Source organism: Nocardia sp. NPDC050412 (assembly GCF_044458825.1).
GTDB lineage: Bacteria > Actinomycetota > Actinomycetes > Mycobacteriales > Mycobacteriaceae > Nocardia.
Window position 1 is genome coordinate 248,658 of the sequence record NZ_JBITIJ010000003.1, and the last position, 23,663, is coordinate 272,320.

Consider the following 23,663-nt stretch of genomic DNA (forward strand, 5'->3'; position numbering starts at 1 on the left):
ACTTCCGTTATTCGCCCAAACGCCTGCCTACCAGATGTTCGGCCGGGATATTGCCCATGCGTCCGGCCTGGTAATCCTCCATTGCCTGGATGATTTCGGCGCGGGTGTTCATGACGAACGGACCGTATTGCACCACAGGCTCTTTGATCGGCAGGCCGCCGAGCAGCAGTACCTCCAGGTTGCCGGTTCGGTTGTGTTGCAGGGCATCCGCAGCGACGGTGATCGAGTCGCCGGGACCGAATACCGCGAGTTGACCTTCGCTGATCGGCCGGCGCTCGGCGCCCACTGTTCCGCTGCCGGAAAGTACGTACGCCATCGCGGTAAACCGTTGCGGCCATGGGGTTTCCAGCTGGCCGCCCGGGGTGATGGAGGCGTGGGCGTAGGCGATCGGGGTATAGGTCGAACCCGGCCCCGCGAAGCCGCCCATCTCGCCCGCGATAATGCGCACCAGTGCCCCACCGTCGTGCGAACTGACCAGCGTCAATTCACTGCCGCGCAGATCCTGGTAGCGCGGTGTGGCCATCTTCTGCGCGCGCGGCAGATTGACCCACAGTTGGATGCCGTGGAACCAGCCGCCCGCGATGACCAATTCCTCGGCGGGCAGTTCATCGTGCAGGATGCCGGAACCGGCCGTCATCCACTGGGTATCGCCCTCGCTGATGACGCCACCGCCGCCATTGGAATCGTGATGCACCATGGTGCCGTCCATGACGTAGGTGACGGTCTCGAAGCCGCGATGCGGATGCCACGGCGCGCCCTTGGCTTCGTAGGGCTCATAGGCGACCGGACCCATCTGGTCGAGCAGGATGAACGGATCTGCCGAGCGCAGATCCATGCTCGGGAACGGCCTGCGCACCTCGAAGCCGGCGCCTTCGCGCTGCTGATGTGCGGTGCTGATGCTGCTCACCTGCCGTTCCCGCGTCGAATCCGTGGGTCGGGGCAGGCGCGGCAGCACCACGATGTCGGGGACGGTGATGGCTGGCATGGGCACCTCCTGAATAGTTGGTGTCCATGTCAACCAAACATTGGCTAGGATCATTCCCGTGGTGCGTTGGTTGAACGATGACGAGCAGCAGACCTGGCAGGCCTTCATCCGGCTGCGCCAGCGCCTGGATGCGACGCTATCGGCCGGGCTGGCCCGGGACGGACTGTCTACCGCCGACTACGAACTCCTGGTGCCGCTGTCGGCCGCGCCCGGCGGCTGTCTGCGCGCCAAGGAATTGGCCGCCGAGGTCTGCTGGGAGAAGAGCAGGCTCTCGAAACACTTGGCGCGCATGGCCGCTCGCGGACTCGTCGACCGTCGCCCAGCTGAGGACGACGCCAGGGGGATTCTGGTCGAACTCACACCCGAGGGACGCAAGGTGCTCGAGAAGGCGGCCCCGAACCATGTCGAATTGGTGCGTCGGATGTTCGTCGATCCGATGACACCCGCCGAGGCGCGTGCGCTGCGATCGCTGGCCGACAAGGTGGTCGTCGAGGCCGAGAGCGAGTCCGAACTCGGTTACTGAATCACCACGGTGCGATCGGCGGCTTCACCCACAGCAGCTTCTCGTCGCTACTATTGCGCTGTGCCGCAGGATGATTCGGATTCCGGGCGGCCCAGGTGTCCTTCTCCTCGAGCAGCTTCGCCACGGTCGTCCAGGTCTCGTCGGTGCTCGGCGGATTCGTCTCGGCCGCACGCGCCAGCTTCCGGCGGACCGCCGCCGGCATATCCAGCAGTTCCGTTCCGGTGATGCCGCGATCCCAGATATAGGTGGCGAGGCGGCGCGCCTTCTCGGCGCGGCTCTTCGACGCGTGGTCGGAGTGGGCGTAATCGGTCATGGCGGAATCCGCATCGGTGGTGGTCGGTCCTGGTCGACCCTACGACAATGCCTCCCCGCCGTCGGGCGGGGAGGCATTGTTCAGCAGTTGCGGATCAGTACGCCGAGTTGACGTTATCCATCGAGCCGTAACGGTGGGCCGCGTAGTTGCAGGCGGCAGTGATGTTGGCGACCGGGTCCCAGATGTCCCAGGCGGTACCCTCGACGTGGTAGGCGTTGAAGGTCGGGTCGATCACCTGGAGCAGGCCCTTGGACGGAATGCCCTTGGCGGCGTTGGAGTCCCAGAGGTTGATGGCCTGCGGGTTGCCGCCCGATTCGCGCATGACGTTGCGGTAGATGCCGTTGTAGCTACCCGGGATGCCCTGTCCTGCCATGATGTCGAGGGCGTGGTGGATCCAGCCGTCGAGGTTGTCCTCGTAGACCGGGGCCGGGGGCGGCGGCAGGGGCAGCCCCGGAATCTGCGGCAGCTCGGGCAGCGCGGGCAGACCCGGGAGGATCGGGGCGTCGACCGGCGTGACCGCGGGAGCCGGAGCGGCCGCGTCGACCGGCGCGGCCACGGGGGCCGGCTGCTGCTCGGAGACCATGGCAATGCGCGACGGAACGCTGTCGTCGGCCAGCGCGACTACGGAGGAGGTGCCGACGGCGATGACACCGGCCGCGGCCACTGCCAGGGTGACACCGTCACGCAGTGAAAGGCGGCGGAAAGAAGGGAGGCGTTTGTCGAGCATTTCGAAATCAGTTCCTTGTCGTGTCCAGAGAGGCGATCCGGCCCGGTTGAGGCAGTGCGGATCTCCGACGGGGCACCCGGTGGGAAGGCCCGCCTGAATCGGTTCGTATGCTGTTTTCGGGTTTTGTTGTGAAGGCCAGGCGAGCCCTGGCGCACGACGCGGTGCGAGTCACCCGTGGTCGGTTCCCGGCGGGTGCCGCTGTCGAGCGAGGAGAATGCGGTCACGGGCTGTTGTGCCGCTGGTATCTCCAGCAACCGCGGCGGATGAAACCCATCTGCCGTTGCGGTCGTTTTCCGACTGTGTGTGGATTGCTCCACAGTGTTACCAAACTGCAGGTCTGTTTCTGACCTGGTCTCAGCTTGGTCACGGCCGGTTAACGCAACATGAACGAATAGTGAATGGCGGGGGTTGCCGATCTTGGAAAGCCCTGGTCGGGCTCCTTGAAACCCCCTCTATGCGGGGAGTTTGCTGCTAAACCTGATGTGACGCAGGTCACGGAAATTTCAGGGTAACGCAGGCCACTTTGTCTCGATTTGGTCACCAAGAGGCCGGGCGGACCCGTCCGGGGGCTACCACGCGGGTCAAAATGTTACGCAATTCGGCCACCTTGGAATCGCCCAAAACGGATGCCCACCGGTCGGCGAATTCAGCCGCGGCTGCATCGGCCGCGCGCGTGCAGGCCCACCCCTTCGGGGTGAGTGTGATCAACCGTGCGCGCGCATCGTCGGGATGTGCGTTGCGCTCGACGTAACCCTTGCGCACGAGTTCGTCCACCAGCTGACTGGCCGCCTGCTTGGTCACTTCGAGATGTTCGGCCAACTCGCCAACCGTCGCCCCGTTCGGCGCCAGTCGCACGAAGGCGAACCCGTGCGTCGGCCGCACATCGGTGAACCCGGCCGCGACCACTCCTGCATGAATGGCATCCGTGGCGGCGGCTCCTGCGGCCAGCAACAGCAGGGCGAGGTCCTGGCCGGGCCGCAGGGTCGAAGCGGGTTTCGGATTCGACATGGCTGACATCTTGACACAGATAGGCAAGTTGGTTGACTATATAGTCAATCTGCTTGACCAAATGAAGGAGTTCAGACATGCCAGTGACCCGTGCCGCCGACGCCGAGGTCCACGAAATGCACGGCACCCGATTCACCTCTTACATCCGTCCTGGCACCGGCAGCGCCGAACTCTGCGTCTGGCAGATCCAGGTGTCGGCCCACACCGAAGGCGTGCCGCACAAGGTGCTGCGCGAAGAGGCGTTCGTGGTCATCCAGGGTGCGGTGACGATCACAATCGACGGGCAGGCGGAGGCCCTGGTGGCCGGTGACGCCGCAGTGGCGCCCGCGAATTCGATGATCGCCCTGACGAATTCGGCCGCCGAGCCGGCCGTAATCGTCGTGACGGTCCCGGTCGGATTCCGCGGTCAGCTGCCCGACGGAACCGTCATCAACCCGCCCTGGGTCGCCTGATGGTGTAGGTGGAAAGCCGAGGGTTCCCACCACACGCAATCGCCGCAACCCACCCGGACTCCTCGAATCACAATCCGAGATCCTCGACCGAAAGGGTGTTGGGTGTCCGGATTCTCCCGGGGGCGACCGCTCTCAGTGGCCGATGTAGACCGACTTGATGTTGTAGTAGGACTCGATGCCCTTCTTGCCACGCTCGCCGCCCCAACCCGACTGCTTATGGCCGCAGATCGGCATCGAGGGATCCGCCGCGAGTGCGGAGTTCACCCAGATCTGGCCGGCGCGTAGCTCGTTCACGACGCGATGTGCGCGGCCGAGGTTTTCGGTCCAGATGGAGCCGGCGAGCCCGTACTCCGTGTCGTTCGCGGCGGCAATGACCTCGTCCTCGTCGTCGAACGGGATCACCGAGCCGACCGGCCCGAAAATCTCCTCGCGGATGAGACGCATGTCGGGCGTGGTGCCGGTGACAATCGTCGCCTCATAGAAGTAGCCGCGGCGGTCCATCACCTGGCCGCCGGTCACCACCTGCGCGCCGGCGGCCACGCCGTCGTTCACGATGCCTTCCACGCGCTGGCGCTGCTTCTCGCTGATCAGCGGCCCGAGGACCGAGTTGGGATCATCGCTTCCGCCCATCGGCAGCATCTTGGCGAAGGCGGCGAGACCGTCCACGACCTGTTCGTAGATGCCGCGCTGAACGTAGATGCGCGAGGTGCAGGAGCAGTTCTGGCCCGAGCCGGCGAGCAGGCCCATGCCGGCCCCCATGATCGCCTTGTCCAGATTGGCGTCGTCGAACATAATCAGTGGTGACTTGCCACCGAGCTCGAGTGTCAGGCGCTTGAGGTTGCCGGCGGCCGCCTTGACGATCAACCGTCCGACCTCCGTCGACCCGGTGAACGCGATCTTGTCGACGTCCGGGTGCGCAGTGAGCGCCGCACCTGTGGTCTCGCCGTAGCCGGTGATGACATTCAGGACGCCGTCGGGCAGACCGGCCTCGCGAAAGATCTCCTCCAGCTTCAGCGCGGTGAGCGGCGTCTCCTCGGCGGGCTTGAGGACAGCGCTGCAGCCCGCCGCGAGGGCGGGCGCGACCTTGAGCATCGCGACGAAGAACGGCCCGTTCCAGGGGATGATGAGGCCGACGACGCCGACCGGCTCGAGCTGAGTGAAGGTGTGGTAGTTCTCGAAGTGGCCGAGTAGTCCGTCGGACACGAGATTGCTCGACTCGCCGTGGATCTTGCCGACCCAGCCTGCGTAGTACACCAGCATCTCGAGCGACACCTTGATGATCTGACGCGCGGCCATCGCGTTCATGCCGTTGTCACGGGCCTCGATCGCAGCGAGCTCGTCGGTGCGGGCCCTGATGATGTCCGCAGCGCGGAAGAGCACCTCCGCGCGGTGCGCGGCGGGCAGCTTGCGCCAGACGCCCGACTCGAATGTTTCGCGTGCCCGGGCCACCGCAGCGTCGACGGTCGCCTGGTCGGAATCGACGACCTCCGCGATCAGCTCCTCGGTGGACGGGTCGAATACCGGGATGATCCCCGAGCTAGGGCTTTCGACCGCAGGATCGACGTCGATCGTGCTACTCAATGTTCCGCATCCTTTCGCCGAGCCGCTCCTACACGGAGAAGCGCCGGTGCCTCCAGTTGTTGAGAACCCTTTGCTGTGCAAGCACAGGAAGAATCTGGCCGCGTGCCGCCGCCGGCAGGACTTGGGCCGGCGCCGACCGTTAGTTCGAGATGGGCCCTGCGTCTCGAGGTCGGGGTCTCGTGGTCGTCGTACGCGACGTAGGTTACGCGCTTAACTAGAAGGCGTCCAGCACCGTAGGTGCTGACCGGCTCCAGCGTGGGCGCAGCCCACCGCACGGTGCTCGTCGAGCACGAGCCGTCGGCAGGGGAGTCGTGGCGTGGGCTTCCGTGACTTATCGGCGCCCTGTTTCAGGATCGGGCGAGCATGCAGTTCGGCTTGACGCGTTTTCGCCGCGAGCATATGGTTCTGCCAACTATTCGATGAATATTATCGAGTATTAGATAAAATTGCCGCATGCTCTGCCGCTGGAATTCTTCACGACGGTGCTGCGGTCGCGATCGTCGACAACGAGGAAGATGTGGGGCAGCGGTGGATCCGGATACATTGCAGGCGATCAATACGATCGAGTCGCTCAAGGCGCGCTATTTCCGCGGTTTCGACACCAAGGATTGGTCGACACTCGGGTCCGTCCTCGCCAATGACATCGACGTGGACACCACGGCGCTCGGCGGTACCAGTGTCACGGGTGCGTCGAATTATGTGGCTGCGCTGCAACGTGATTACGGCACAACGGTGACCGTTCATCACGGACACATGCCCGAAATCACGATCACCGCCGCAGGTGCGGCGACCGGAACATGGGCGGTGCAGGTACTGCTGGTCCGCCCGGACGGCAAACGCCTGCTGGCATTCGGCCACGATCACGATACCTACGGCATTCGTGACGGCCGATGGGTGATCACGAGCATCAAATCGACTGGCCTGCAAGAAGATCAGTCATGACGTACACGCGGCGAGCTTTCCTCATCGGAACCGGGGCCGCCGCCCTCGGTCTCGCGGGAGCGAGGGCGACACGTGTGTCCGCGGACCCGGTTGCCGCGGCGGCACCGGACGCCGCGACCGTGGTAGCGGCTGTCTCCGCGATCAAACAGGTCAAGGCGCGCTATTTCCGGGCCGTGGATACCAAGGACTGGGAGTTGCTCAAACAGCAGGTAACCCCCGATGTCGTGATCGACACGACTGGCTCGGCCGGCATCATCACCACCGGCGCGGACGCCTTCATCGCTTATCTCCAGGCCACCATCGGTCCCGCCCGGACCGTCCATCACGGGCACATGCCCGAAATCGAGGTGCAGTCACCGACCACCGCGACCGGGGTGTGGGCGCTGCAGGATCTACTGATCTTTCCCGGCAATATCCGAGTCGTCGGATTCGGGCACTACCACGAAACCTACGCATTCGACGGTGAGCGCTGGCGCATCAAAAGCTCCAAACTCACCCGCCTCTACCTCGACCCACTCACCGAGGGGAAACTGTTCGGCATGTGAGGACACCGCCACCCGGTCAAGCGTGCGACCGGGCGCCGTCGGTGATCGCGGTCGTCACCCGGATCAGGTGGTGGCCGATGGTTTCGGTCTGCTCCGGCGGGAGTTCGCCGAGGGGGTGGACCGAGAGCAGCAGCGCCGCGTGTCCTTGCGAGTCGAGGACCGGCGCGGTGATGGCGGAAACCGGGTGGGGCCGACCGGAGTTGACGTCCGGAAATCCGAGCGTGGTGAATTCCACGCGCAGTTGATCGAGAGTCCCTTGGATATTCGATGGGAGCGCGATCGTGCCGGTGTCGAGCGTGCCGATGAGGCTCGCGGCTCGCCCGATGGCGGGCGAGGTGTAGTCCACATCGAATCCGCGGTCGCGGATCCGGACCAGCGTCTCGTTCAGCCGTTCGGCGATCGCCGTATTCGTGGATGCGGCCCGCTGGATCCAGGCGCGGCGCTCCTCGGCGGTGTCCCAAGCGGCGAACACGGCGCCGAACGGTGGCGCGTAGGGAATGCGATCACCTGGCCACGCTCGCTCACCGCCTTCGAACGCGGTGATCACCAACGAGTCGACGATCTTCTCGGTGACCGATGCGGCATAACCGAATTCGGCCGTAAGCGCGACCGCGGCGGCTCGCGCGGCCTCGACGAACGGGCGCGTATTCACTGCCGCCGCGACGACGGCGAGCCCGGGACCGAGTGCGTAGGCCTTCCCCGCCGGGTCGCGGGTAACCCATCCGCGATCGCACAGGGTCTTCAAGATCGCATGCGTGGTGGCCAGTGTCAGGTCCAATTCGCGTGCGATGTCGCTGTAGCGGAGCCGCTCATTGCCGCGACGTGCCAGCAACTCCACAACGTCGATGACACGCGCGGTCGGTGCCGATATCGCACCACGCATCTTGACTCCCTTCCCGCTCTGCCTTACGGTCGAACCCATCGAGTATTTGATAGAAGTTATCGAATATTCGATAACAGTACCTGAGGGTGACTCGCGACGCAAACCGAGAGAAAAGCATCAATGCCCACACCGGACATTCTCATCACCGTCCACCAACTGACGCAGGCAAAAGCGCATTATTGCCTGGCTGTCGACACCCAGGACTGGGCGGCTCTCACCGACCTGATGACCCCGGACATCGAACTGGACGTCAGCCACAGCAAGACCGGCGTCCCCGTCATCACCGGGCGCGACAACGCTGTCGCGATGATTCGCACCGCGCTGACCGGCGCTCGCACTGCCCACCAGGTGCACACGCCGCTGATCGATGCGGACGGCGACGAGGCCCGCGTCATCTGGGCCATGCAGGACCGCATCGTATGGAACAACGGGACGGCACTGACCGGATACGGGCACTACCACGAACGCTGGGTACGACGCCACGATGACTGGAAACTCGCCTCGCTCACCTTGACCCGGCTGATCACCGAAGAGTCCGGCACCACAGAGAGATAGAGGCATTCATGATGGCACGGGCAAAGACGCCGGTGACTTCGGGCGAGATCGCCGAGCGGTCGGCGGTCCGTGAGATCGAGCTGTGGGCACGCGGATATCTGCGCCGTCATCCCGGTGCGTCCCTGGAGACCGTCGGCGGGCAGGTTGTCCTGGCCGTGCGGGCGATCCAGTACCTGGTCGTCGACATCGTCACGGGCAAGTTCCCGTTCCGTGAATTCGTGCTCCAGGCGGTGTTCATGGCCAAGACCTCCTACGTGCCGACCATCGCCGTCGCGATCCCGATCAGCGCGACGATGTCGATCCTGTTCGGGCTGTTGGCCGGTCAGGTCGGGGCGACCTCGCTGGCTGGTGCCGCGGGGGGCCTCGCGGTGATCCGGCAGGCGGCGCCCATGGTTACGGCCATTCTGTTGGCCTCGGCGGTCGGATCCGCCATCTGCGCGGACCTCGGAGCGCGAACTATCCGCGAAGAGATCGACGCGATGGAGGTCATGGGCGTCTCGCCACTGCGGATGCTGGTGGTGCCCCGCTTGGCCGCAGGCATCGTGGTTGCGCTCGGGTTGACGATTCTGAGCTCCTTCGTCGGATTTCTGGCCGGATACCTATTCAACGTGTATGTCCAGGGCGGCACCTCGGGAAGCTATCTGGCTACGTTCTCCTCTTTCGCCAGGATCGGCGACCTCTACCTGGCGATGGTGAAGGCCGTGGTGTTCGCCGTCATCGTCACCGTTGTCGCGTGTGAAAAAGGCCTGAGCACCAAGGGTGGTCCAGGAGGCGTCGCGAACTCCGTCAACGCCGCCGTCGTCGCCTCCATCATCATGCTCATGCTGGTGAATGCGGGATTCACCGAGTTGTACACCATCCTCTTTCCGAGGACGACGCTCTGATGGCGTCGCGCTACTATCCGCCAGGAATCCGGCCGCTCGTAGTAGCCGGGAACACGATGGCGGTTCCGGTCATGCGGCTGGGGTACATGGTCACCTTCTTCGGCCGTGTGCTGGGCGGTATTCCGGTGGTGCTGCGGCACTATCGCACGGAGTTCCTGCGCATTCTGTCGAATGTGACGTGGGGAAACGGCTCCATCGTCGTGGGCGGCGGAACCGGGCAGGTCGTTCTCGTGCTCGGTGCCGCGGCGGGGGCGATCGTCGCCATCGAGGGCTTCAGCGCACTGAAACTGCTCGGCATGGCACCGGCTACCGGGATGATCGCCTCGACGGCGGTGACCCGCGAACTGGCGCCGATCATGTCCTCGATCGCCTTCGCCGCGCAGGCGGGCTGCCGCTTCACCGCGCAGCTGGGATCCATGCGCATCGCGGAGGAGGTCGACGCTCTCGATTCGATAGCGATCCGCCCGATACCGTATCTGGTCACGACGAGAATGCTGGCCTCGATCGTGGCGATGATTCCGCTGTACCTGGCCTGCCTCGCGTCCAGCTACCTGGCCGTCGAAATCGTTGTCGGTCTGTCCGGCGGCCAGTCGCCGGGTACCTACGAACACTATTTCCGCCTGGTGCTCAGCGGCACCGACATTATCTATTCGCTGTCGAAGGCTGTCGTCTTCGTCATCATTACCACGACGATTCAGTGCTATTTCGGTTTCTACGCCTCGGGCGGCCCGCAAGGGGTCGGCGTGGCGGCCGGGCGAGCGATGCGCGCGAGCATCACCGCGATGATCTTCGTGAATCTGCTGATGACGATGACGCTGTGGGGCTTTGACGCCGGCGCGAGAATCAGTGGGTAACAGATGTCGATTGCGTTCGAATCCGATGGCAAGGTCCTGCCCGACTGGCAGCTGCTTCTGCGCGGGACTGCCTTTCTCCTGGTCCTCGCGGCGGCCGCTGCCCTGATGGTCGCCAGATCGCAAGGCGCATTCCGGGAGACCGTGCTGGTTACGGCGGTTCTCGTTAATGTGGGTGACGGCCTGCCGCCGAAATCGGATGTGAAGTATCAGGGCGTTCTGGTCGGTCAGGTCGACAGTGTGACCCCGTCGAGCGGCGGCGGCCCGAATTACGTGCGGATCGATCTGAAACCCGAATATGTGCAGGGGATTCCGGCGACGGTGACCGCACGTGTGGTGCCGAGCAACGTGTTCGCGGTGCCGTCGGTCCAGCTGGTCTACCAGGGCGGCGGTGCACCGCTCGCCGCGGGCGCGCACATTCCCGAGGACCAGAGCCTGGATACGGTCCGGCTGCAGACATCCTTGACTGCGCTGAGCCGAATCGTCGCCGCCGCAGGGCGTTCGGAATCGGATCCGGCGCTCGGGGTCTTGGCCGTCGTCGAACGCGCCACCAGCGGTCGCGGCGCCGAGGCCATTCGGGCCGGTGCTGAACTGACCAGGATCTCGGAGGCGTTCAATGCGGCGATGGCTCCCGACGGGACCGCGTCGACACTCGGCGCGCTGTCGGATGCCCTTGCCGGACTTCGGAACTCGGCGCCCGACCTGATGAGCGCGGTGCACAACGCGGTGGGTCCGATGCGTGCGGTGGCAGAGCGCAAAGACCAGCTCGCGACCTTGCTGACGGGCGGCCTGAATACCTCCGCGACGATCGGCACGGCATTGGAGAACAACACGGGGACGATCACCGACATGACCGCGAAGCTGTCCCCGGTGGTCGGCACTATCGCGGTGGGGAGTCGCAATTTCGTCCAGATGACCACTTCGCAGACCCGGCTGGCCCGGACGTTCCTGGGGCTGTGGGACACCGCGGATCAGAACGTCACTGCCAAGGTCATCGTCGAGCTGACGCCGCATCGGCAGTACACACGCGCCGATTGCCCGCGCTACGGCGATCTCGAGGGGCCGAGTTGTCGCACGGCCCCGGTCGGCGGGCCCACCATCATCGGCCCGAATGCGGCTGCAGCACCGGCGAATTATTCGTCTCCTATCGGGGGAAATGTGGGTCCGATCGGTAGCAGTCAGGAGCAGCAGCAGATCGCATCGATTCTCGGCGGCGGGCCCAATACTGCGGCCGACATCCTGTTCGGCCCCTTACTAAGGGGCAACGACGTGAAGCTCACCCCGGCACCGGATGCCCCGACAGGAGAGCCGCGATGAGCTACCGCAAACCGTTGCTCGGCCTGATCTTGTTCCTGGTGGTCTCGGTCGGGCTGACCTGGATGATGTACGTGACGCTGTCACGTGACGTCAGCGGGCAGACCGAAACGTACTCCGCGATCTTCACCGACGTATCGGGACTGCATGCGCGCGACGACGTGCGCATGGCCGGGGTACGGGTCGGCCGAGTAAAAGCCGTCGAACTCGAGGGCACCCGTGCGAAGGTGACCTTCGAGGTCCAGCGCGGCCAGGTGTTGTACGGCAACACGGCAGCGTCGGTCACCTATCAGAATCTCATCGGGCAGCGCTATATCGGACTGTCGCTGCGGGAATTCGGTGATCCGAAGGTGTTACCGCCAGGTGGGCAGATCCCGGTCGAGCACACCGAGCCGTCGTTCGATATTTCGAAGCTGCTCAACGGATTCGAGCCACTGTTCAGCGTGCTCGATCCGCAACAGGTCGACAACATCAGTGCGGCGGTGGTGCGGGCACTGCAGGGTGACGATGGTGCGATCACCACCTTGATCGCCGAAACCGCCTCGCTCGCACAGGCATTCGCGGGGCCGGACCAGGTGCTGGGTCAGGTGATCGACAATCTTGGTGCGGTACTGGGCGATATGTCCAAGCAGAGCGGCAACCTGAAGACGGTGCTGCAGCAGACGCGCAGGATCTTCGATGCGCTGGACCAGCAGCGTGATGTGCTGTTCGAGCAGGTCGATTCGATCTCCGGTGTGCTGAGCCGCGCCGCGGAAGTAGTGCGCGGTGCCAGTCCCTCGATCAATGCGTTCGTCGATCGGCAACCGGGATTCGCCCAGCACTTCATGGACAACAAGCAGAAGTTCGCCGAGCTGGGTTTCAATTTGCCGTTCCTGCTGAAGGGAATGGCCCGCGTTACCGACAACGGCGCCTATGTGGACGCCTACCCCTGCGATGTGCAGGTGAGCATGCTGCCCGGATTCGATCCGCTGCTCGGGGCGATTCTCGGGGCGAGCAACCCCGGCGGCAAAGTCGAGAACTCGGCGATCTGCAGGTGAGGCAGCGATGATACGACGACTGAAAACTGTGTGGCAGCGGATGCGCGGCTGCCCGCTCGAGGACCGCAGCAAACTGGGAATCGGCTTGGTCGCGGTCACCGTGGTCGCGGTGGTGGTCGGGGTGACGGTATTCGTGAATTCACTGCACCTCGGTGAGCAGACCTACCGGGCCGACTTCGCGCAGGCCGCAGGTGTCGGCTCCGGCGATGCGGTGACCCTCGCCGGTATCCAGGTCGGCACCGTGACCGGGACACGGCTGGCCGGGGACCACGTGGTGGTGACCATGAAGCTGCGCCGCGGCCTACCACTGGGATCCGATACCGGGGCCGCCATCAAACTGACGACGCTGCTCGGGTCGCGCTATGTCGAACTCCGCCCCGCCGGGTCGGGGCATCTGCGCGGCAATTCGATCGCGCTGTCTCGCACCGAGGTGCCCTACGACCTGCAAACCGCGCTGCAGAATGCCACCACGACCTTCAGCAGCATCGATGCCGATCGGGTCGCGCAGACGATGAATACCTTGTCCGAGCAACTGCGCGGTACACCTGCGTTGATGCCCGAAATCCTCGGCAACATCAGGTCGCTGTCCTCGGTGATCGCCGATCGCCGCACCCAGATCGGTTCGCTGCTCAACGGCACCGCTCAGGTGCTCGACGTGCTGCACGAGCAGCAGGCGGACCTGGCGGCCATGGTCGGTCAGGGCCGAAATGTATTGGAGCAGATTATTTCTCGGCGGCAGGCCATCGAAGCACTGCTGAACGCCGCTACCACTCTGGTCCAACAGCTGAAGCCCATCGCGGTGGACGACGGGCCGGAAATCCAGCAACTGATCACCGATCTGACGCAGATGACGGCAATGATCGCCGGGCACGACGACCTGTTGCGCAACATCCTGCAGATCCTGCCGGTGCCGTGGCGGTTGTTCGCGAACGCATCTGGGTCCGGCCAGGAACTGGCGGCCAATGCGCCCGACGGCGCCTTCATCGATTCCTTCATGTGCGCACTGAGCGGATACGCGAAACAAGTGAACCAGCAACCGTACTTCCAGGACTGCAAATGAATAGTGTGATCCGAGGAGTGAAGCTGGCGACCGTCGCCCTCATCGGCGCCGTGGTCGCGGGATGTTCCAGCGGCCCGCTCGGCGGGCTGACCGATACCTCCATGACGATTACCGCGCAGTTCGCGAATGCGAATGGCTTGTACACCGGCAACGCCGTCTCAGTACTCGGTATGCGGGTCGGCAAAGTCGTCGACATCCAGGCGCGGGCGACGCGCGTCGACGTCACCATGGATATCGACAAATGGGTCAAGATTCCGGCCGATGCCCAGGCGGTTGTCGTGTCGGACTCCGTGCTGACCGACCGGCACATAGAACTCACTCCGGTATATCGCGACGGTCCGACGCTGGCCGACCACACTGTCCTGACCACCGATCGAACCAGGACCCCGGTGGAATTCGACAGCCTGCTCGCGATGGCCGACAAACTGTCCACCTCGCTGGGTGGGGACGGCAAAGGCCAGGGACCGGTCGGTGGTCTGCTCGACGTCGGCTCGCAGATCGTGGCCGACAACGGGAACAATCTGCGCGACGCGATGAGCGAACTGTCGCGCGCAATGCAGCTCGGACCGGACAACGGGGCCGCGACCCGTGCCGCGGTTACCTCGGTCGTGCAGAATCTCGATGCCTTGACCGCGGCCGCGGCCCGCAATGATCAGGCATTGCGCGAATTCGGTTCCGGTGTGCGGACGCTCAGCGATATTCTCGCCGACCAGCACCTGGGAACCGGGGACACCGGGGCGAAACTGAATCAGATCATCATCGCGATGACCGATCTGCTGCAGCGTAATCAAGGCAATCTGCGGGCGCTGGCTTCGAATTCGAACACGATCACCAAATCCATGGCCGACTACAACGACAATCTGGCGGAATTTCTCGACGTCTTTCCGCTGGTGACCGACAACGCATACAACGCTATCGACCAGAATATCGGCGCACTGCGCGCCACGGTCGATTTGAACAGGTTCTTCCTCGACGGCCAGATGCTGAAGACGGTTTGCAACCTGTTGGGGCTGAAGGAGCTCGGCTGTGCGACCGGAACCGCGCGTGATATGGGTCCCGACTTCGGTATCGGCCAGATGCTCGCGGTCATGGCCGGCGCACCGCCGAAATAGCAGGGATGACTCGATTATGACGAAATTCGGTTCGCGACAACGCCTTCTCCGCATGACCGCGGTGGTGGCGGTATCGGCCGCTGCCTGCTCGGCCACTGCGTGTTCGGTGACCCTGGACAAGCTCCCATTACCGGCGCCGGGCGTCGGCGGCGACAGCTACTCCTTGACGGCTACCTTCGCCAACGCGCTCAACCTGCCGGCCAAAGCGAAGGTCCGGCTCAACGGCGCCGATATCGGTGAGGTCCAGTCGATGCAGGCCGAAAACTACACGGCCGTGGTCGTGATGCGGATCAAATCCGGTGTGCGGTTGCCCGCGGAGACCACCGCCGAATTGCGTTCGGCTACACCGATGGGTGACGTGTTCGTCGCACTTACCCCGCCCGCCGAGCCGGATCCTGCGGCTCCGGATCTGGGCGACGGCGCGCGAATTCCGCTGAAGTCGACGTCGGCTGCGGCGACCATCGAGGAAGTGCTCACCAGAGCGGCCTTGTTCGTCAACGGTGGTGCCATCGAGAACTTCACCAGCCTGGCCAACAGCCTCGGCGCAGCCGTCGGCGGTCGTGGTGACCGCCTGGCCGAGATGATCGAGCAGACCAGGGAATTGGTGAAGAACCTCTCGGCCCGGTCCGACCGGATCCGCGAAATCCTGGCGGCGACCGGTGATCTGAGCGCGACGATCGCGACGCAGCGCGCCGACGTCAGCGACGTTCTCGCCGCGGCCGGACCGGCTCTGCAGGTCATCGGCGATAACACCCGCGGCATCATCGATCTGGTCGGGCAGGTGAACCGGATCACCCAGCAGATTGCCCGGTACCCCTCGGTGAACGGCACGAACGACCGCAGCTTGATGGAATCGGTCAATCTGCTGGCCGACGGCATGAACACCGCAGCAAACAATCCCGACGCAAACCTCGACGCACTCATCGGGCTTATCCCGCTGATCATGAAAGTGACGAGTGCGTCGTCGGCGCACGTGAACGTCGATGTCGCCCGGCTCGCCATCGGCGCGCTGCCGGATCCGAATACTCCGGCCGATGCCGGCGCCAGAATGCCGGACGCGACCGATTGGGTGAATTTCATCGGATCGCTGGAATACACCCTCAACCGCTTGCGAGAAAAAGTCGAGCCAGGCCGATGAACACAGCCGTAATTCTGGAACCACCCGCGCGGGCACTGGTTTACACGGCGCGGCAAATTTCGCGCCACCGCCTGCTGACCTCGTGCCTTGGCCTGCTGCTCGTACTTGTCCTCGGGCTCGGGTACCTGCTTTTGGGCTCCCTGCAACTCGATCCGTTCCGGTCGCAATACCAGGTGCGGATCGAACTGGCCCAATCCGGTGGCCTGCTGTCCGGTCAGGACGTCACGCTGCGCGGCGTCCGGGTTGGCCGCGTGCGGTCGGTGGGCGTTGACGGCGAGAAGGTCGTCGCCGTTGCCGACATCCGCTCCGGTGTGCGGATCCCGCGTACCGGCGAGGTTCGGGTTGCCTCGTTGTCGGCGGCTGGCGAACAATATCTGGACTTCCTGCCCGCATCCGAGAGCGGGCCGTATCTAGCCGACGGCGACGTCGTCGCCAAAGAGCGGACGTCCACACCGGTCACGTTGGCCACCATGCTCGCCAGTATGAGCGGCACGCTGGCGCAGCTGGATCCGGCCCGGATCGAGGCGATAGTGCGCGAACTCGGTGCGAGTTCGGCAGCACCCGAGAAACTGGCTGCCATCGTCGACGGCGGCATGTTCCTGCTTTCGACCCTGGATTCGGTTCTGCCGCAGACAGTTTCGCTACTGCACAACAGCAAGGCAGTGCTCATCACGCTGGGTGATGTCGCTCCGGGGCTGCAGGCGACCGCCGCCAACCTGTCACAGACGATGGCCGGCGTCGGATCGATGACCGGCGGCTATCAGACCCTGGTCGACAACACACCGGGTGCGCTTACCGCGGTGGACAAGATCATCGCCGACAACTCGCCGACCATGGTGCAGCTGCTCGGCAACCTGGCCACCACGTCACAGATGGCCTACGTACATGTGCCGGCGCTGCAAGAATTCTTCTTCCCACAGCAGCGCACCGGCTCGACGCTCGATGCCATCATCTCGGCCCTGCACGACGGCGGGGTGTGGGCCATTGCGAGTGTCTACCCGAAGTATGCGTGCGACTACGACCTGCCGCGCCTCCCAGGCACCATTCCGGATTCCCCGGAACCCTATCTGCACGCCCGGTGTACGAATACCGACCCGTCGCTGATGCCACGTGGCGCGGCGAACGCGCCCCGGCCGCCCGGCGACAACACGGCGACCATCCCACCCGGCGTGGATCCACAGCAGCGCGCGGACCCGACACCGACCGGGCCGTACACCGTGCCACAGACCTACGGCGGTCCATTCGTGCAAGGGGGATAGCGCATCGGGGGAACGACGATTGTGAACAGGAGACAAGGATGAACAAGAGCTCAGTGATGGCATTGGACAAGGTCGACGACTCGGTCTCGTCCGACGGCGCGAGTGCGGTGTCCGACCAGGTGTCAGCCACGAAACCCGATGAGAGTCACGATGATTCGGAACCGTTGACTGTCGGCGCGGAAGCGTCCGACGTCGGTGCGGACGCAACTGAAAACGCCGACGCCGTCGCCGCTGAGGACGGCGTGGTAGCGGTCGCGGACGCCGCCGAGGGCACCGGGAAATCCGGCCGCTCGTGGCGCCGATTGCAGCCACGCCCGCTGACCGGGATCCTGATGCTGCTGGTCGTGGTATCGGTCATACTCGCAGCGGTGTTCGGCTGGAAACTCGAGACCCGCAACGATCGCCAAGCCGCGGGCACGGCGGCTTTGGCGGCCGCTCAGGACTATGCGGTAGCCCTGACCAGCATCGACTCCTCGCATATCGACAGCGATTTCGCGACCGTCCTGAACGGGGCGACCGGGGAATTCAAGAGCATGTACAGCAAGTCGGCCGATCAGCTCAAACCGATGCTGTTGCAGGCCAAGTCGGTCAGCAAGGGACACGTCGTCGCCGCGAGCGTGCAGTCCGCTGCCGAGGACCACGCCGTGATCATGCTGTTCGTCGACGCCGAAATCACCAACATGACCAACCCGACGCCACGCATCGATCGCAACCGCATCTTGATGACCATGGACCGCGTCGACGGTCGCTGGCTGACGAGCAAGGTCGAACTGCCCTAAGCGGTCCGCCCCGCCATCCAACTAAAAAGTGCCATATCGAAATTCGAGCAGGAGGGGTGAATCTCCGTGACCACCAGTGCAATCAACGACATCTACTACGACCCTTACGATATCCAACTCAATGCTGATCCCTACCCGATGTTCAAGCGGCTCCGCGAAGAGCTGCCTGTCTATTACAACGAGCAGCACGACTTCTACGCGATCAGCCGGTGGTCCGATGTGAATGCGGCACTGCTCGATACGGGTACCTATAGTTCCGCCCGCGGAGCCATCCTCGAACTGATCAAGGCCGGAATCGAGATGCCGCCGGGAATTCTGATCTTCGAGGATCCGCCGGTCCACGACATTCACCGAAAGCTCTTGTCGCGCATGTTCACTCCGCGCAAGATCCGGGAACTCGAGGACAAGATTCGCCAGTTCTGCGTCCGCAGCCTCGATCCATTGGTCGGCACCGGTCGGCTGGATTTCATCGCCGATATCGGCGCGCAGATGCCGATGCGCACGATCGGCATGCTGCTCGGCATTCCCGAGGAGGATCAGGAAGCGATCCGAGACTTCGCGAACGATCAGATGCGGACCGAGGAAGGCCAGCCGATGAAGGCTGCCTCGGAGGGGCTTGCCACCGGCGAAATCTTCTCCGCGTATATCGATTGGCGTGCCGAGCACCCGTCCGACGACATCATGACCGAGCTGCTCAACGTGGAGTTCGAGGACGAGAACGGAGTCGTGCGGCGACTGACCCGCGATGAATTGCTGATCTACGTGAACGTGGTTGCCGGTGCCGGTAATGAGACCACGACGAGGCTGATCGGTTGGGCGGGCAAGGTTCTCGCCGAACATCCTGACCAACGGCGTGAACTGGTCGAGAACCCGCGGCTCATTCCGAACGCGGTCGAGGAACTGCTCCGGTTCGAGCCCCCCGCGCCACACGTCGCGCGTTATGTGACTCGGGATGTCGAACTGCACGGCCGGACGGTTCCGGAGGGCAGCGTCATGATGATGCTCATCGGGGCGGCGAACCGCGACCACCGGCAATTCCCAGCGGACGGCGATGTTTTCGACATCCATCGGGACACCCGCCAACACCTGACCTTCAGCGTGGGCACGCACTACTGCATGGGGTCGGCGCTGGCTCGGTTGGAGGGGCGGATCGCGCTGGAGGAGATCTTGGCGCGGTTCCCCGAGTGGGAGGTCGACATGGCCAGCGCCAAGTTGTCGCCCACCTCGACCGTCCGCGGTTGGGAAACGTTGCCCGCCTTCACATCTTGACCGCCGAATCAACACAACGAATAGAGGTAATCATGACCGGACGGGTCGAAGGAAAGGTCGCATTCATCACCGGCGCGGCGCGCGGCCAGGGTCGCAGCCACGCCGTGCGGCTGGCGCAGGAGGGCGCCGACATCATTGCCATCGACGTCTGCAAACAGCTGGATAGGGTGCCCTTTCCGATGCCGACGCCGGAAGACTTGGCGACCACGGCCGATCTCGTCAAGGCCGAAGGCCGGCGCGTCGTCACCGCCGAGGTCGACGTGCGTGACTACGCGGCGCTGAAGGCGGCGGTGGATAGTGGCGTCGAGCAGCTGGGCCGACTCGACATCATCATCGCGAACGCGGGCCTCGCCAACCAAGGTGGTCAGCTGGTCGATCTCGAGGAAGACCTCTGGGAGGACATGATCGGAGTGAACCTCGGTGGGGTATGGAAGAGCGTGAAAGCTGCTGTGCCGCATATGATCGCGGCTGGCCGTGGCGGCTCGATCATCCTCACCAGCTCGGTCGGCGGTCTCAAGGCGTACCCGCAGGTCGGGCACTACGTCGCGGCCAAGCACGGTGTGGTCGGCCTCATGCGAACCTTCGCCGTCGAATTGGGCCAGCATATGATCCGCGTCAATTCGGTGCATCCCACGCACGTCAACACAGACATGCTCTTGAACGAGGGAACTTTCAAGCTGTTCCGCCCCGACCTGGAGAATCCGGGCCCGAAGGATCTCGAGCCGATCTGCCAGATGTTCCACACCCTGCCGGTGCCGTGGGTGGAGCCGAGCGACATCAGCAATGCGGTGCTCTACCTGGCCTCCGATGAATCCCGCTACGTGACCGGCGTACCTTTGCCGATCGACGCGGGCAGCATGCTGAAGTAGGCATGTCGGCGGCTATGACACAGTCGAAGAAGCTGGTCATCGGGGCCAGTGGTTTCCTGGGCAGCCACGTCACCCGTCGGTTGGCGGCAGATGGCGCGGACGTACGGGTGATGCTGCGCCCCTCCAGTTCGACGTTGGGGATCGATGACCTCGATGTCGAACGCGTTTACGGTGACGTCTTCGACGACGTCGCACTGCGCTCGGCGATGAAGGGGTGTGACGTCGTCTACTACTGTGTCGTGGACGCGCGGATGTGGTTACGCGATCCGGCGCCCCTGTTCCGCACCAATGTCGAAGGCTTACGGCATGTGCTGGACGCCGCGGTCGCGGCCGGTCCGGACAAATTCGTCTTCACAAGTACCGCCGGAACGCTGGCCATCAGCAACCAGCGCCCGGTCACCGAGGACGACCCGCACAATTGGAACGATGGCGGTCCGTACATCGCGGCCAGAGTCGCGGCTGAGGATCTCGTGATGCGCTACGTCGGGGAGAAGTCCCTTCCGGCAGTGGCCATGTGCATCTCCACGACCTATGGCCCCGGCGACTGGGGGCCGACACCGCACGGTTCGGTGATCGCCCGGGTCGCCGCCGGGCGGTTCCCGTTCTATCTCGACTTCTCCTCGGAGGTGGTCGGCATCGAGGACGCTGCGCGTGCGATGGTCCTCGCGGGCTCCCATGGCCGTCCCGGTGAGCGGTACATCATTTCCGACCGCTACATGAGCAGCCGCGAGGTCCACGAGATCGCCGCTGCTGCTGTGGGAGCCCGCGCACCGCGCATCGGCTTGCCACTGGGTCTGCTCTACTTCGCTGCCCGCGGCAACGACCTCGCCGCCCGAGTGTTGAACCGCGATCTCCCATTCGCCACAGTCGGTTTGCGCATGGCCGAGTTGATGTCGCCGCTCGACCACGGCAAGGCCGAGCGCGAACTCGGCTGGAAGCCGGAGCCGGTGGAGAATTCGATCCGCCGCGCCGCGGAGTTCTTCGAGCACCGCCGACGGGGATGGCGAACGGGATGAGCGGTGCACGGCGTGCCATCATGAGGCCATGGCCGCTCGTGAGGGTGACGCGTCGAGCGTCGAGGACAGGATTGTGCGGCCTACGAATGCCGATGTGGCGCGGCTGGCGAAGGTATCGACCGCGACGGTCAGCTATGTCCTGAACAATGCCGAGGGCAAGCGGATTTCGGCGCGAACCCGGGAGGCGGTCTACGCAGCCGCCGAGGAGTTGGGGTATCGGCCGAATGTCACTGCGCGGAATCTGGCGCGTGGTAAGGGTGGCGTGGTGCTGTACGTGGTGCCGCGCGTGGCAGTCGGTGACATGCCGATCGAGGCCGGTAACCGGATGACCACCGAACTCGCCCGCCACGGGCTGCTGCAGGTGCAGATCTTCCAGACCGAGGACGATCAGCAGGTCGTCGATGCCATAGGCAATCTCGATCCGATCGCGGTCGTCAGCATGTTTCCGCTGAGCAGCCGCGTACGGACCGCGGTGCGAGCGGCGAAGGTGCCGCATATCGAGATCGGGCTGCTGCCCGCGCTCGGGGATCCGCTGCTGTCGGTCGGCACGTTGCGGGTCGGGCATCTGGTCTCGCGTGGGCACCACAAGATCGGATTCGCCTATACCGGAATCGCGAAATGGCGTGCCCTGGGCGACTATTGGTTCGAGGGCGTCGCCCGGGCGGCACGCCTGCGCGATCTGCCGTCCATCAGCGTCGGTGAGGTCACTCCAAACAATGTCTCGGATGTAGTGGCCGGGTGGGTGCGCGACGGTGTGACCGCCGTGTGCGCGCAGAGCGACGAGATCGCGGGCCTGGTGCTGTTCGGCATCCGCGAAGCCGGACTCCGCTGCCCCGACGACCTCGCCGTGATCGGTGTGGACGCCAATCCCATGGGAGCGTTCAGTTCGCCGCCCTTGACCACGGTGGAGTTCGATCCTGCCGCGGTCGCCACTGCGGCAATCGCGGCAGTTCTCACCGAACTGGGGTATCCGGTGCCGTCGGCTCCCGAGCCGACCGATATCGCCCGGCTCGTCGTGCGCGCCTCGACCTAGACCGCGCGCGGCGCATCGAGAACTACTGCACCACAACAAAATTCGCCTACCTGCGGCACGCTCTTACGGTCTGTGCGGCGAAACCGGTGGCGGCGGCGCGGAGTTCACGTCGACAGCAGACGCAAGCCAGCTTGACGCCTTTTCGCCGCCAGAGCTAAGATTCTATCAATTATTAGATAAAATTTATCGAATACTAGATAATTAGAGCTGGCTCGCGGTTGCGATTCGGATTTCCCTTCATGCCGGTGCCGCAGGTCGCGATAGCCCGACAACCAGGAAGACGATGATGGCCGCGAAATCGACTCGCTTGCAATCGGATCGGGTCGGTATGTGAAGGCCGGGTCGATCACGCCCCTTATCCAGCCCACCGAGACGGGACGAATCCCTTGCCGCACAACATAATCGAGCCAACGGCGCGACAATATCGGGTGGTTCAGTGGGCCACCGGGAATGTCGGCCGACCCGCTCTACGCGCCCTCATAGAACACCCGAACCTCACACTTGTCGGGGTCCATACCCACAGCCGGGAAAAGGTCGGCACCGATGCCAGCCGCCTGTGTCAACTGCCGACAGACACCGGGATCAACGCCACCGGTGATATCGACGAAATCATCGAACTGGGTGCCGATTGCGTGGTCTATACACCGCGCGTCTTCGACATCGACACCGTCTGCCGACTACTGACCACCGGCACGAATATCGTGACCACCCACGGCATATTCCATCATCCGGCCAGCATGGATGAAGCTCTGTACGCACGCGTGGAGGCGGCATGCTGGTCCGGCGGAGCCTCGATCCACAGCACCGGCCACAGTCCCGGCTTCATCACCGAAACCATGTCCATCGCACTCGGCTCGATCCAACGACGCCTGGACCGCTTGATGATCGACGAATACACCGACCTCACCCACTCCGAAACCCCATGGACGCTGCTCGGCATGGGCTTCGGCATAAGCCAAGCGGCCTTCGAGCCCCACCGCCTGATCCAGGCCCGCCGCGCGATCAGCCCGTCACTGTGCATGGCCGCCGACGCTTTCGGTCCGCCACTCGACGCGATCGATATCCGCGGCGAACTCGCCACCGCGAATCGGGACGTCCAGGTCGGCGGCGCCGTCTTCCGTAAGGGAACCGTTGTCGCGCAACGGATCACCGTCTCCGGCACACGCCGCGGCCAGCCGCTGCTGCAGTTCCGCTCGACCCGCTACTGCAGCACCGACATCGACTCCGACTGGGCACTGCGCCCTACCGGATGGCATATCTCGGTCGAGGGCGATACGCCCCTCGAGGTCGACCTTCGGCCGGGGGAAGCGTCTGATCAGGCGAATGCCGCCGCGCCAACCTACGCGGCCAACCGCGCCGTCAACACCATTCCCTACCTATGTGCCGCACCACCGGGGATCCGCACCGCCCAGGATCTGCCACCCATTGCCGCGGCACTGTGGTGAGCACGTCCCGAGGAACGTAAATACTCGCGGACGTCCGGACCGTTTACCTTTGCTGGCGATACGCTGGCATTGTCGAAAGGTGA

General features: G+C 64.3%; 25 protein-coding genes. 19 read left to right on the forward strand and 6 right to left on the reverse strand.

Annotated elements, in window-relative coordinates; all coding sequences use genetic code 11:
* Positions 1 to 7: 7 nt before the first annotated feature.
* On the reverse strand, positions 8 to 985 hold the full coding sequence (locus ACIBI6_RS09030) for a pirin family protein (protein ID WP_396955716.1): 978 nt from the start codon (positions 983 to 985) through the stop codon (positions 8 to 10).
* A gap of 58 nt (positions 986 to 1,043) precedes the next feature.
* Here ACIBI6_RS09030 and ACIBI6_RS09035 point away from each other — a divergent pair, with 58 nt between their 5' ends.
* The gene (locus tag ACIBI6_RS09035; protein WP_364338739.1) at positions 1,044 to 1,508 is read left to right on the forward strand and encodes a MarR family transcriptional regulator; all 465 of its coding nucleotides are present in this window, start codon (positions 1,044 to 1,046) and stop codon (positions 1,506 to 1,508) included.
* 1 nt (position 1,509) lies between these two features.
* Here the strand turns inward: ACIBI6_RS09035 and ACIBI6_RS09040 are convergent, their stop codons facing one another.
* The 3 genes from ACIBI6_RS09040 to ACIBI6_RS09050 all read right to left on the reverse strand — a co-directional run bounded on the left by ACIBI6_RS09040 (position 1,510) and on the right by ACIBI6_RS09050 (position 3,556).
* Positions 1,510 to 1,821 (reverse strand): hypothetical protein, encoded by a 312-nt coding sequence (locus ACIBI6_RS09040; protein WP_396955717.1) that lies wholly within the window; start codon positions 1,819 to 1,821, stop codon positions 1,510 to 1,512.
* 94 nt (positions 1,822 to 1,915) lie between these two features.
* The gene (locus ACIBI6_RS09045) at positions 1,916 to 2,548 is read right to left on the reverse strand and encodes a transglycosylase SLT domain-containing protein (protein WP_364338743.1); all 633 of its coding nucleotides are present in this window, start codon (positions 2,546 to 2,548) and stop codon (positions 1,916 to 1,918) included.
* Positions 2,549 to 3,085: 537 nt separating this feature from the next.
* Positions 3,086 to 3,556: a MarR family winged helix-turn-helix transcriptional regulator gene (locus ACIBI6_RS09050; RefSeq protein WP_396955718.1), complete on the reverse strand. Its 471-nt coding sequence runs from the start codon at positions 3,554 to 3,556 to the stop codon at positions 3,086 to 3,088.
* Between the two features lie 77 nt (positions 3,557 to 3,633).
* Here ACIBI6_RS09050 and ACIBI6_RS09055 point away from each other — a divergent pair, with 77 nt between their 5' ends.
* On the forward strand, positions 3,634 to 4,008 hold the full coding sequence (locus ACIBI6_RS09055) for a cupin domain-containing protein (RefSeq protein WP_364338747.1): 375 nt from the start codon (positions 3,634 to 3,636) through the stop codon (positions 4,006 to 4,008).
* Positions 4,009 to 4,140: 132 nt separating this feature from the next.
* Here ACIBI6_RS09055 and ACIBI6_RS09060 read toward each other — a convergent pair whose 3' ends face one another.
* Positions 4,141 to 5,589 (reverse strand): aldehyde dehydrogenase family protein, encoded by a 1,449-nt coding sequence (locus tag ACIBI6_RS09060; protein WP_364339742.1) that lies wholly within the window; start codon positions 5,587 to 5,589, stop codon positions 4,141 to 4,143.
* Positions 5,590 to 6,117: 528 nt separating this feature from the next.
* Here ACIBI6_RS09060 and ACIBI6_RS09065 point away from each other — a divergent pair.
* Complete coding sequence (locus ACIBI6_RS09065; protein WP_364338749.1) at positions 6,118 to 6,531, forward strand: nuclear transport factor 2 family protein; 414 nt, start codon at positions 6,118 to 6,120, stop codon at positions 6,529 to 6,531.
* On the forward strand, positions 6,528 to 7,076 hold the full coding sequence (locus tag ACIBI6_RS09070) for a nuclear transport factor 2 family protein (RefSeq protein ID WP_396955719.1): 549 nt from the start codon (positions 6,528 to 6,530) through the stop codon (positions 7,074 to 7,076). The genes ACIBI6_RS09065 and ACIBI6_RS09070 overlap by 4 nt, the downstream gene beginning before the upstream one ends.
* 16 nt (positions 7,077 to 7,092) lie before the next feature.
* On the opposite strand, the gene ACIBI6_RS09075 is transcribed toward ACIBI6_RS09070, so the two are convergent.
* A complete protein-coding gene (locus ACIBI6_RS09075; RefSeq protein ID WP_396955720.1) occupies positions 7,093 to 7,959 on the reverse strand; it encodes a helix-turn-helix domain-containing protein in 867 nt (288 codons plus the stop codon).
* 120 nt (positions 7,960 to 8,079) lie between these two features.
* Between ACIBI6_RS09075 and ACIBI6_RS09080 the strand changes: the two genes are divergently transcribed.
* The 15 genes from ACIBI6_RS09080 to ACIBI6_RS09150 all read left to right on the forward strand — a co-directional run bounded on the left by ACIBI6_RS09080 (position 8,080) and on the right by ACIBI6_RS09150 (position 23,580).
* Positions 8,080 to 8,514 carry a nuclear transport factor 2 family protein gene (locus tag ACIBI6_RS09080; protein ID WP_364338755.1) on the forward strand — a complete coding sequence of 145 codons (435 nt, stop codon included), beginning with the start codon at positions 8,080 to 8,082 and terminating at the stop codon, positions 8,512 to 8,514.
* Positions 8,515 to 8,522: 8 nt separating this feature from the next.
* A complete protein-coding gene (locus ACIBI6_RS09085; protein ID WP_396955721.1) occupies positions 8,523 to 9,398 on the forward strand; it encodes an MlaE family ABC transporter permease in 876 nt (291 codons plus the stop codon).
* Entirely contained in the window at positions 9,398 to 10,252 is an 855-nt protein-coding gene (locus ACIBI6_RS09090) for an ABC transporter permease (protein WP_364338757.1), read from the forward strand. The genes ACIBI6_RS09085 and ACIBI6_RS09090 overlap by 1 nt, the downstream gene beginning before the upstream one ends.
* Before the next feature lie 3 nt (positions 10,253 to 10,255).
* Positions 10,256 to 11,566 (forward strand): MCE family protein, encoded by a 1,311-nt coding sequence (locus ACIBI6_RS09095; RefSeq protein ID WP_364338759.1) that lies wholly within the window; start codon positions 10,256 to 10,258, stop codon positions 11,564 to 11,566.
* Positions 11,563 to 12,600, forward strand: a complete 1,038-nt coding sequence (locus ACIBI6_RS09100; protein WP_364338762.1) for an MCE family protein — start codon at positions 11,563 to 11,565, stop codon at positions 12,598 to 12,600. The genes ACIBI6_RS09095 and ACIBI6_RS09100 overlap by 4 nt, the downstream gene beginning before the upstream one ends.
* A 7-nt stretch (positions 12,601 to 12,607) precedes the next feature.
* On the forward strand, positions 12,608 to 13,660 hold the full coding sequence (locus ACIBI6_RS09105) for an MCE family protein (RefSeq protein ID WP_364338764.1): 1,053 nt from the start codon (positions 12,608 to 12,610) through the stop codon (positions 13,658 to 13,660).
* Positions 13,657 to 14,772, forward strand: coding sequence for an MCE family protein (locus ACIBI6_RS09110; RefSeq protein WP_364338766.1), 1,116 nt, complete (start codon positions 13,657 to 13,659; stop codon positions 14,770 to 14,772). Before ACIBI6_RS09105 ends, ACIBI6_RS09110 begins: the two co-directional genes overlap by 4 nt.
* 52 nt (positions 14,773 to 14,824) lie before the next feature.
* Entirely contained in the window at positions 14,825 to 15,910 is a 1,086-nt protein-coding gene (locus ACIBI6_RS09115) for an MlaD family protein (protein ID WP_396955722.1), read from the forward strand.
* Positions 15,907 to 17,169 (forward strand): MlaD family protein, encoded by a 1,263-nt coding sequence (locus ACIBI6_RS09120; protein WP_396955723.1) that lies wholly within the window; start codon positions 15,907 to 15,909, stop codon positions 17,167 to 17,169. Before ACIBI6_RS09115 ends, ACIBI6_RS09120 begins: the two co-directional genes overlap by 4 nt.
* Positions 17,170 to 17,207: 38 nt before the next feature.
* Positions 17,208 to 17,948, forward strand: coding sequence for a hypothetical protein (locus ACIBI6_RS09125; RefSeq protein ID WP_396955724.1), 741 nt, complete (start codon positions 17,208 to 17,210; stop codon positions 17,946 to 17,948).
* A 138-nt stretch (positions 17,949 to 18,086) separates the two neighbouring features.
* Positions 18,087 to 19,217: a cytochrome P450 gene (locus tag ACIBI6_RS09130; protein WP_396955984.1), complete on the forward strand. Its 1,131-nt coding sequence runs from the start codon at positions 18,087 to 18,089 to the stop codon at positions 19,215 to 19,217.
* 32 nt (positions 19,218 to 19,249) lie between these two features.
* The gene (locus ACIBI6_RS09135; RefSeq protein WP_327099472.1) at positions 19,250 to 20,086 is read left to right on the forward strand and encodes a mycofactocin-coupled SDR family oxidoreductase; all 837 of its coding nucleotides are present in this window, start codon (positions 19,250 to 19,252) and stop codon (positions 20,084 to 20,086) included.
* 14 nt (positions 20,087 to 20,100) lie between these two features.
* Positions 20,101 to 21,102: an NAD-dependent epimerase/dehydratase family protein gene (locus ACIBI6_RS09140; protein ID WP_364338775.1), complete on the forward strand. Its 1,002-nt coding sequence runs from the start codon at positions 20,101 to 20,103 to the stop codon at positions 21,100 to 21,102.
* Between the two features lie 28 nt (positions 21,103 to 21,130).
* Positions 21,131 to 22,135 carry a LacI family DNA-binding transcriptional regulator gene (locus ACIBI6_RS09145; protein ID WP_396955725.1) on the forward strand — a complete coding sequence of 335 codons (1,005 nt, stop codon included), beginning with the start codon at positions 21,131 to 21,133 and terminating at the stop codon, positions 22,133 to 22,135.
* 428 nt (positions 22,136 to 22,563) lie between these two features.
* Positions 22,564 to 23,580 (forward strand): dihydrodipicolinate reductase, encoded by a 1,017-nt coding sequence (locus ACIBI6_RS09150; RefSeq protein ID WP_396955726.1) that lies wholly within the window; start codon positions 22,564 to 22,566, stop codon positions 23,578 to 23,580.
* Positions 23,581 to 23,663: the final 83 nt, after the last annotated feature.

Coding starts and splice junctions, on each gene's coding strand:
- ACIBI6_RS09030 (WP_396955716.1), bottom strand. CDS start 985: ATGCCAGCCATCACCGTCCCCGACATCGTGGTGCTGCCGCGCCTGCCC.
- ACIBI6_RS09040 (WP_396955717.1), bottom strand. CDS start 1,821: ATGACCGATTACGCCCACTCCGACCACGCGTCGAAGAGCCGCGCCGAG.
- ACIBI6_RS09045 (WP_364338743.1), bottom strand. CDS start 2,548: ATGCTCGACAAACGCCTCCCTTCTTTCCGCCGCCTTTCACTGCGTGAC.
- ACIBI6_RS09050 (WP_396955718.1), bottom strand. CDS start 3,556: ATGTCGAATCCGAAACCCGCTTCGACCCTGCGGCCCGGCCAGGACCTC.
- ACIBI6_RS09055 (WP_364338747.1), top strand. CDS start 3,634: ATGCCAGTGACCCGTGCCGCCGACGCCGAGGTCCACGAAATGCACGGC.
- ACIBI6_RS09070 (WP_396955719.1), top strand. CDS start 6,528: ATGACGTACACGCGGCGAGCTTTCCTCATCGGAACCGGGGCCGCCGCC.
- ACIBI6_RS09075 (WP_396955720.1), bottom strand. CDS start 7,959: ATGCGTGGTGCGATATCGGCACCGACCGCGCGTGTCATCGACGTTGTG.
- ACIBI6_RS09080 (WP_364338755.1), top strand. CDS start 8,080: ATGCCCACACCGGACATTCTCATCACCGTCCACCAACTGACGCAGGCA.
- ACIBI6_RS09085 (WP_396955721.1), top strand. CDS start 8,523: ATGATGGCACGGGCAAAGACGCCGGTGACTTCGGGCGAGATCGCCGAG.
- ACIBI6_RS09090 (WP_364338757.1), top strand. CDS start 9,398: ATGGCGTCGCGCTACTATCCGCCAGGAATCCGGCCGCTCGTAGTAGCC.
- ACIBI6_RS09095 (WP_364338759.1), top strand. CDS start 10,256: ATGTCGATTGCGTTCGAATCCGATGGCAAGGTCCTGCCCGACTGGCAG.
- ACIBI6_RS09100 (WP_364338762.1), top strand. CDS start 11,563: ATGAGCTACCGCAAACCGTTGCTCGGCCTGATCTTGTTCCTGGTGGTC.
- ACIBI6_RS09105 (WP_364338764.1), top strand. CDS start 12,608: ATGATACGACGACTGAAAACTGTGTGGCAGCGGATGCGCGGCTGCCCG.
- ACIBI6_RS09110 (WP_364338766.1), top strand. CDS start 13,657: ATGAATAGTGTGATCCGAGGAGTGAAGCTGGCGACCGTCGCCCTCATC.
- ACIBI6_RS09115 (WP_396955722.1), top strand. CDS start 14,825: ATGACCGCGGTGGTGGCGGTATCGGCCGCTGCCTGCTCGGCCACTGCG.
- ACIBI6_RS09120 (WP_396955723.1), top strand. CDS start 15,907: ATGAACACAGCCGTAATTCTGGAACCACCCGCGCGGGCACTGGTTTAC.
- ACIBI6_RS09125 (WP_396955724.1), top strand. CDS start 17,208: ATGAACAAGAGCTCAGTGATGGCATTGGACAAGGTCGACGACTCGGTC.
- ACIBI6_RS09130 (WP_396955984.1), top strand. CDS start 18,087: ATGTTCAAGCGGCTCCGCGAAGAGCTGCCTGTCTATTACAACGAGCAG.
- ACIBI6_RS09135 (WP_327099472.1), top strand. CDS start 19,250: ATGACCGGACGGGTCGAAGGAAAGGTCGCATTCATCACCGGCGCGGCG.
- ACIBI6_RS09140 (WP_364338775.1), top strand. CDS start 20,101: ATGACACAGTCGAAGAAGCTGGTCATCGGGGCCAGTGGTTTCCTGGGC.
- ACIBI6_RS09145 (WP_396955725.1), top strand. CDS start 21,131: ATGGCCGCTCGTGAGGGTGACGCGTCGAGCGTCGAGGACAGGATTGTG.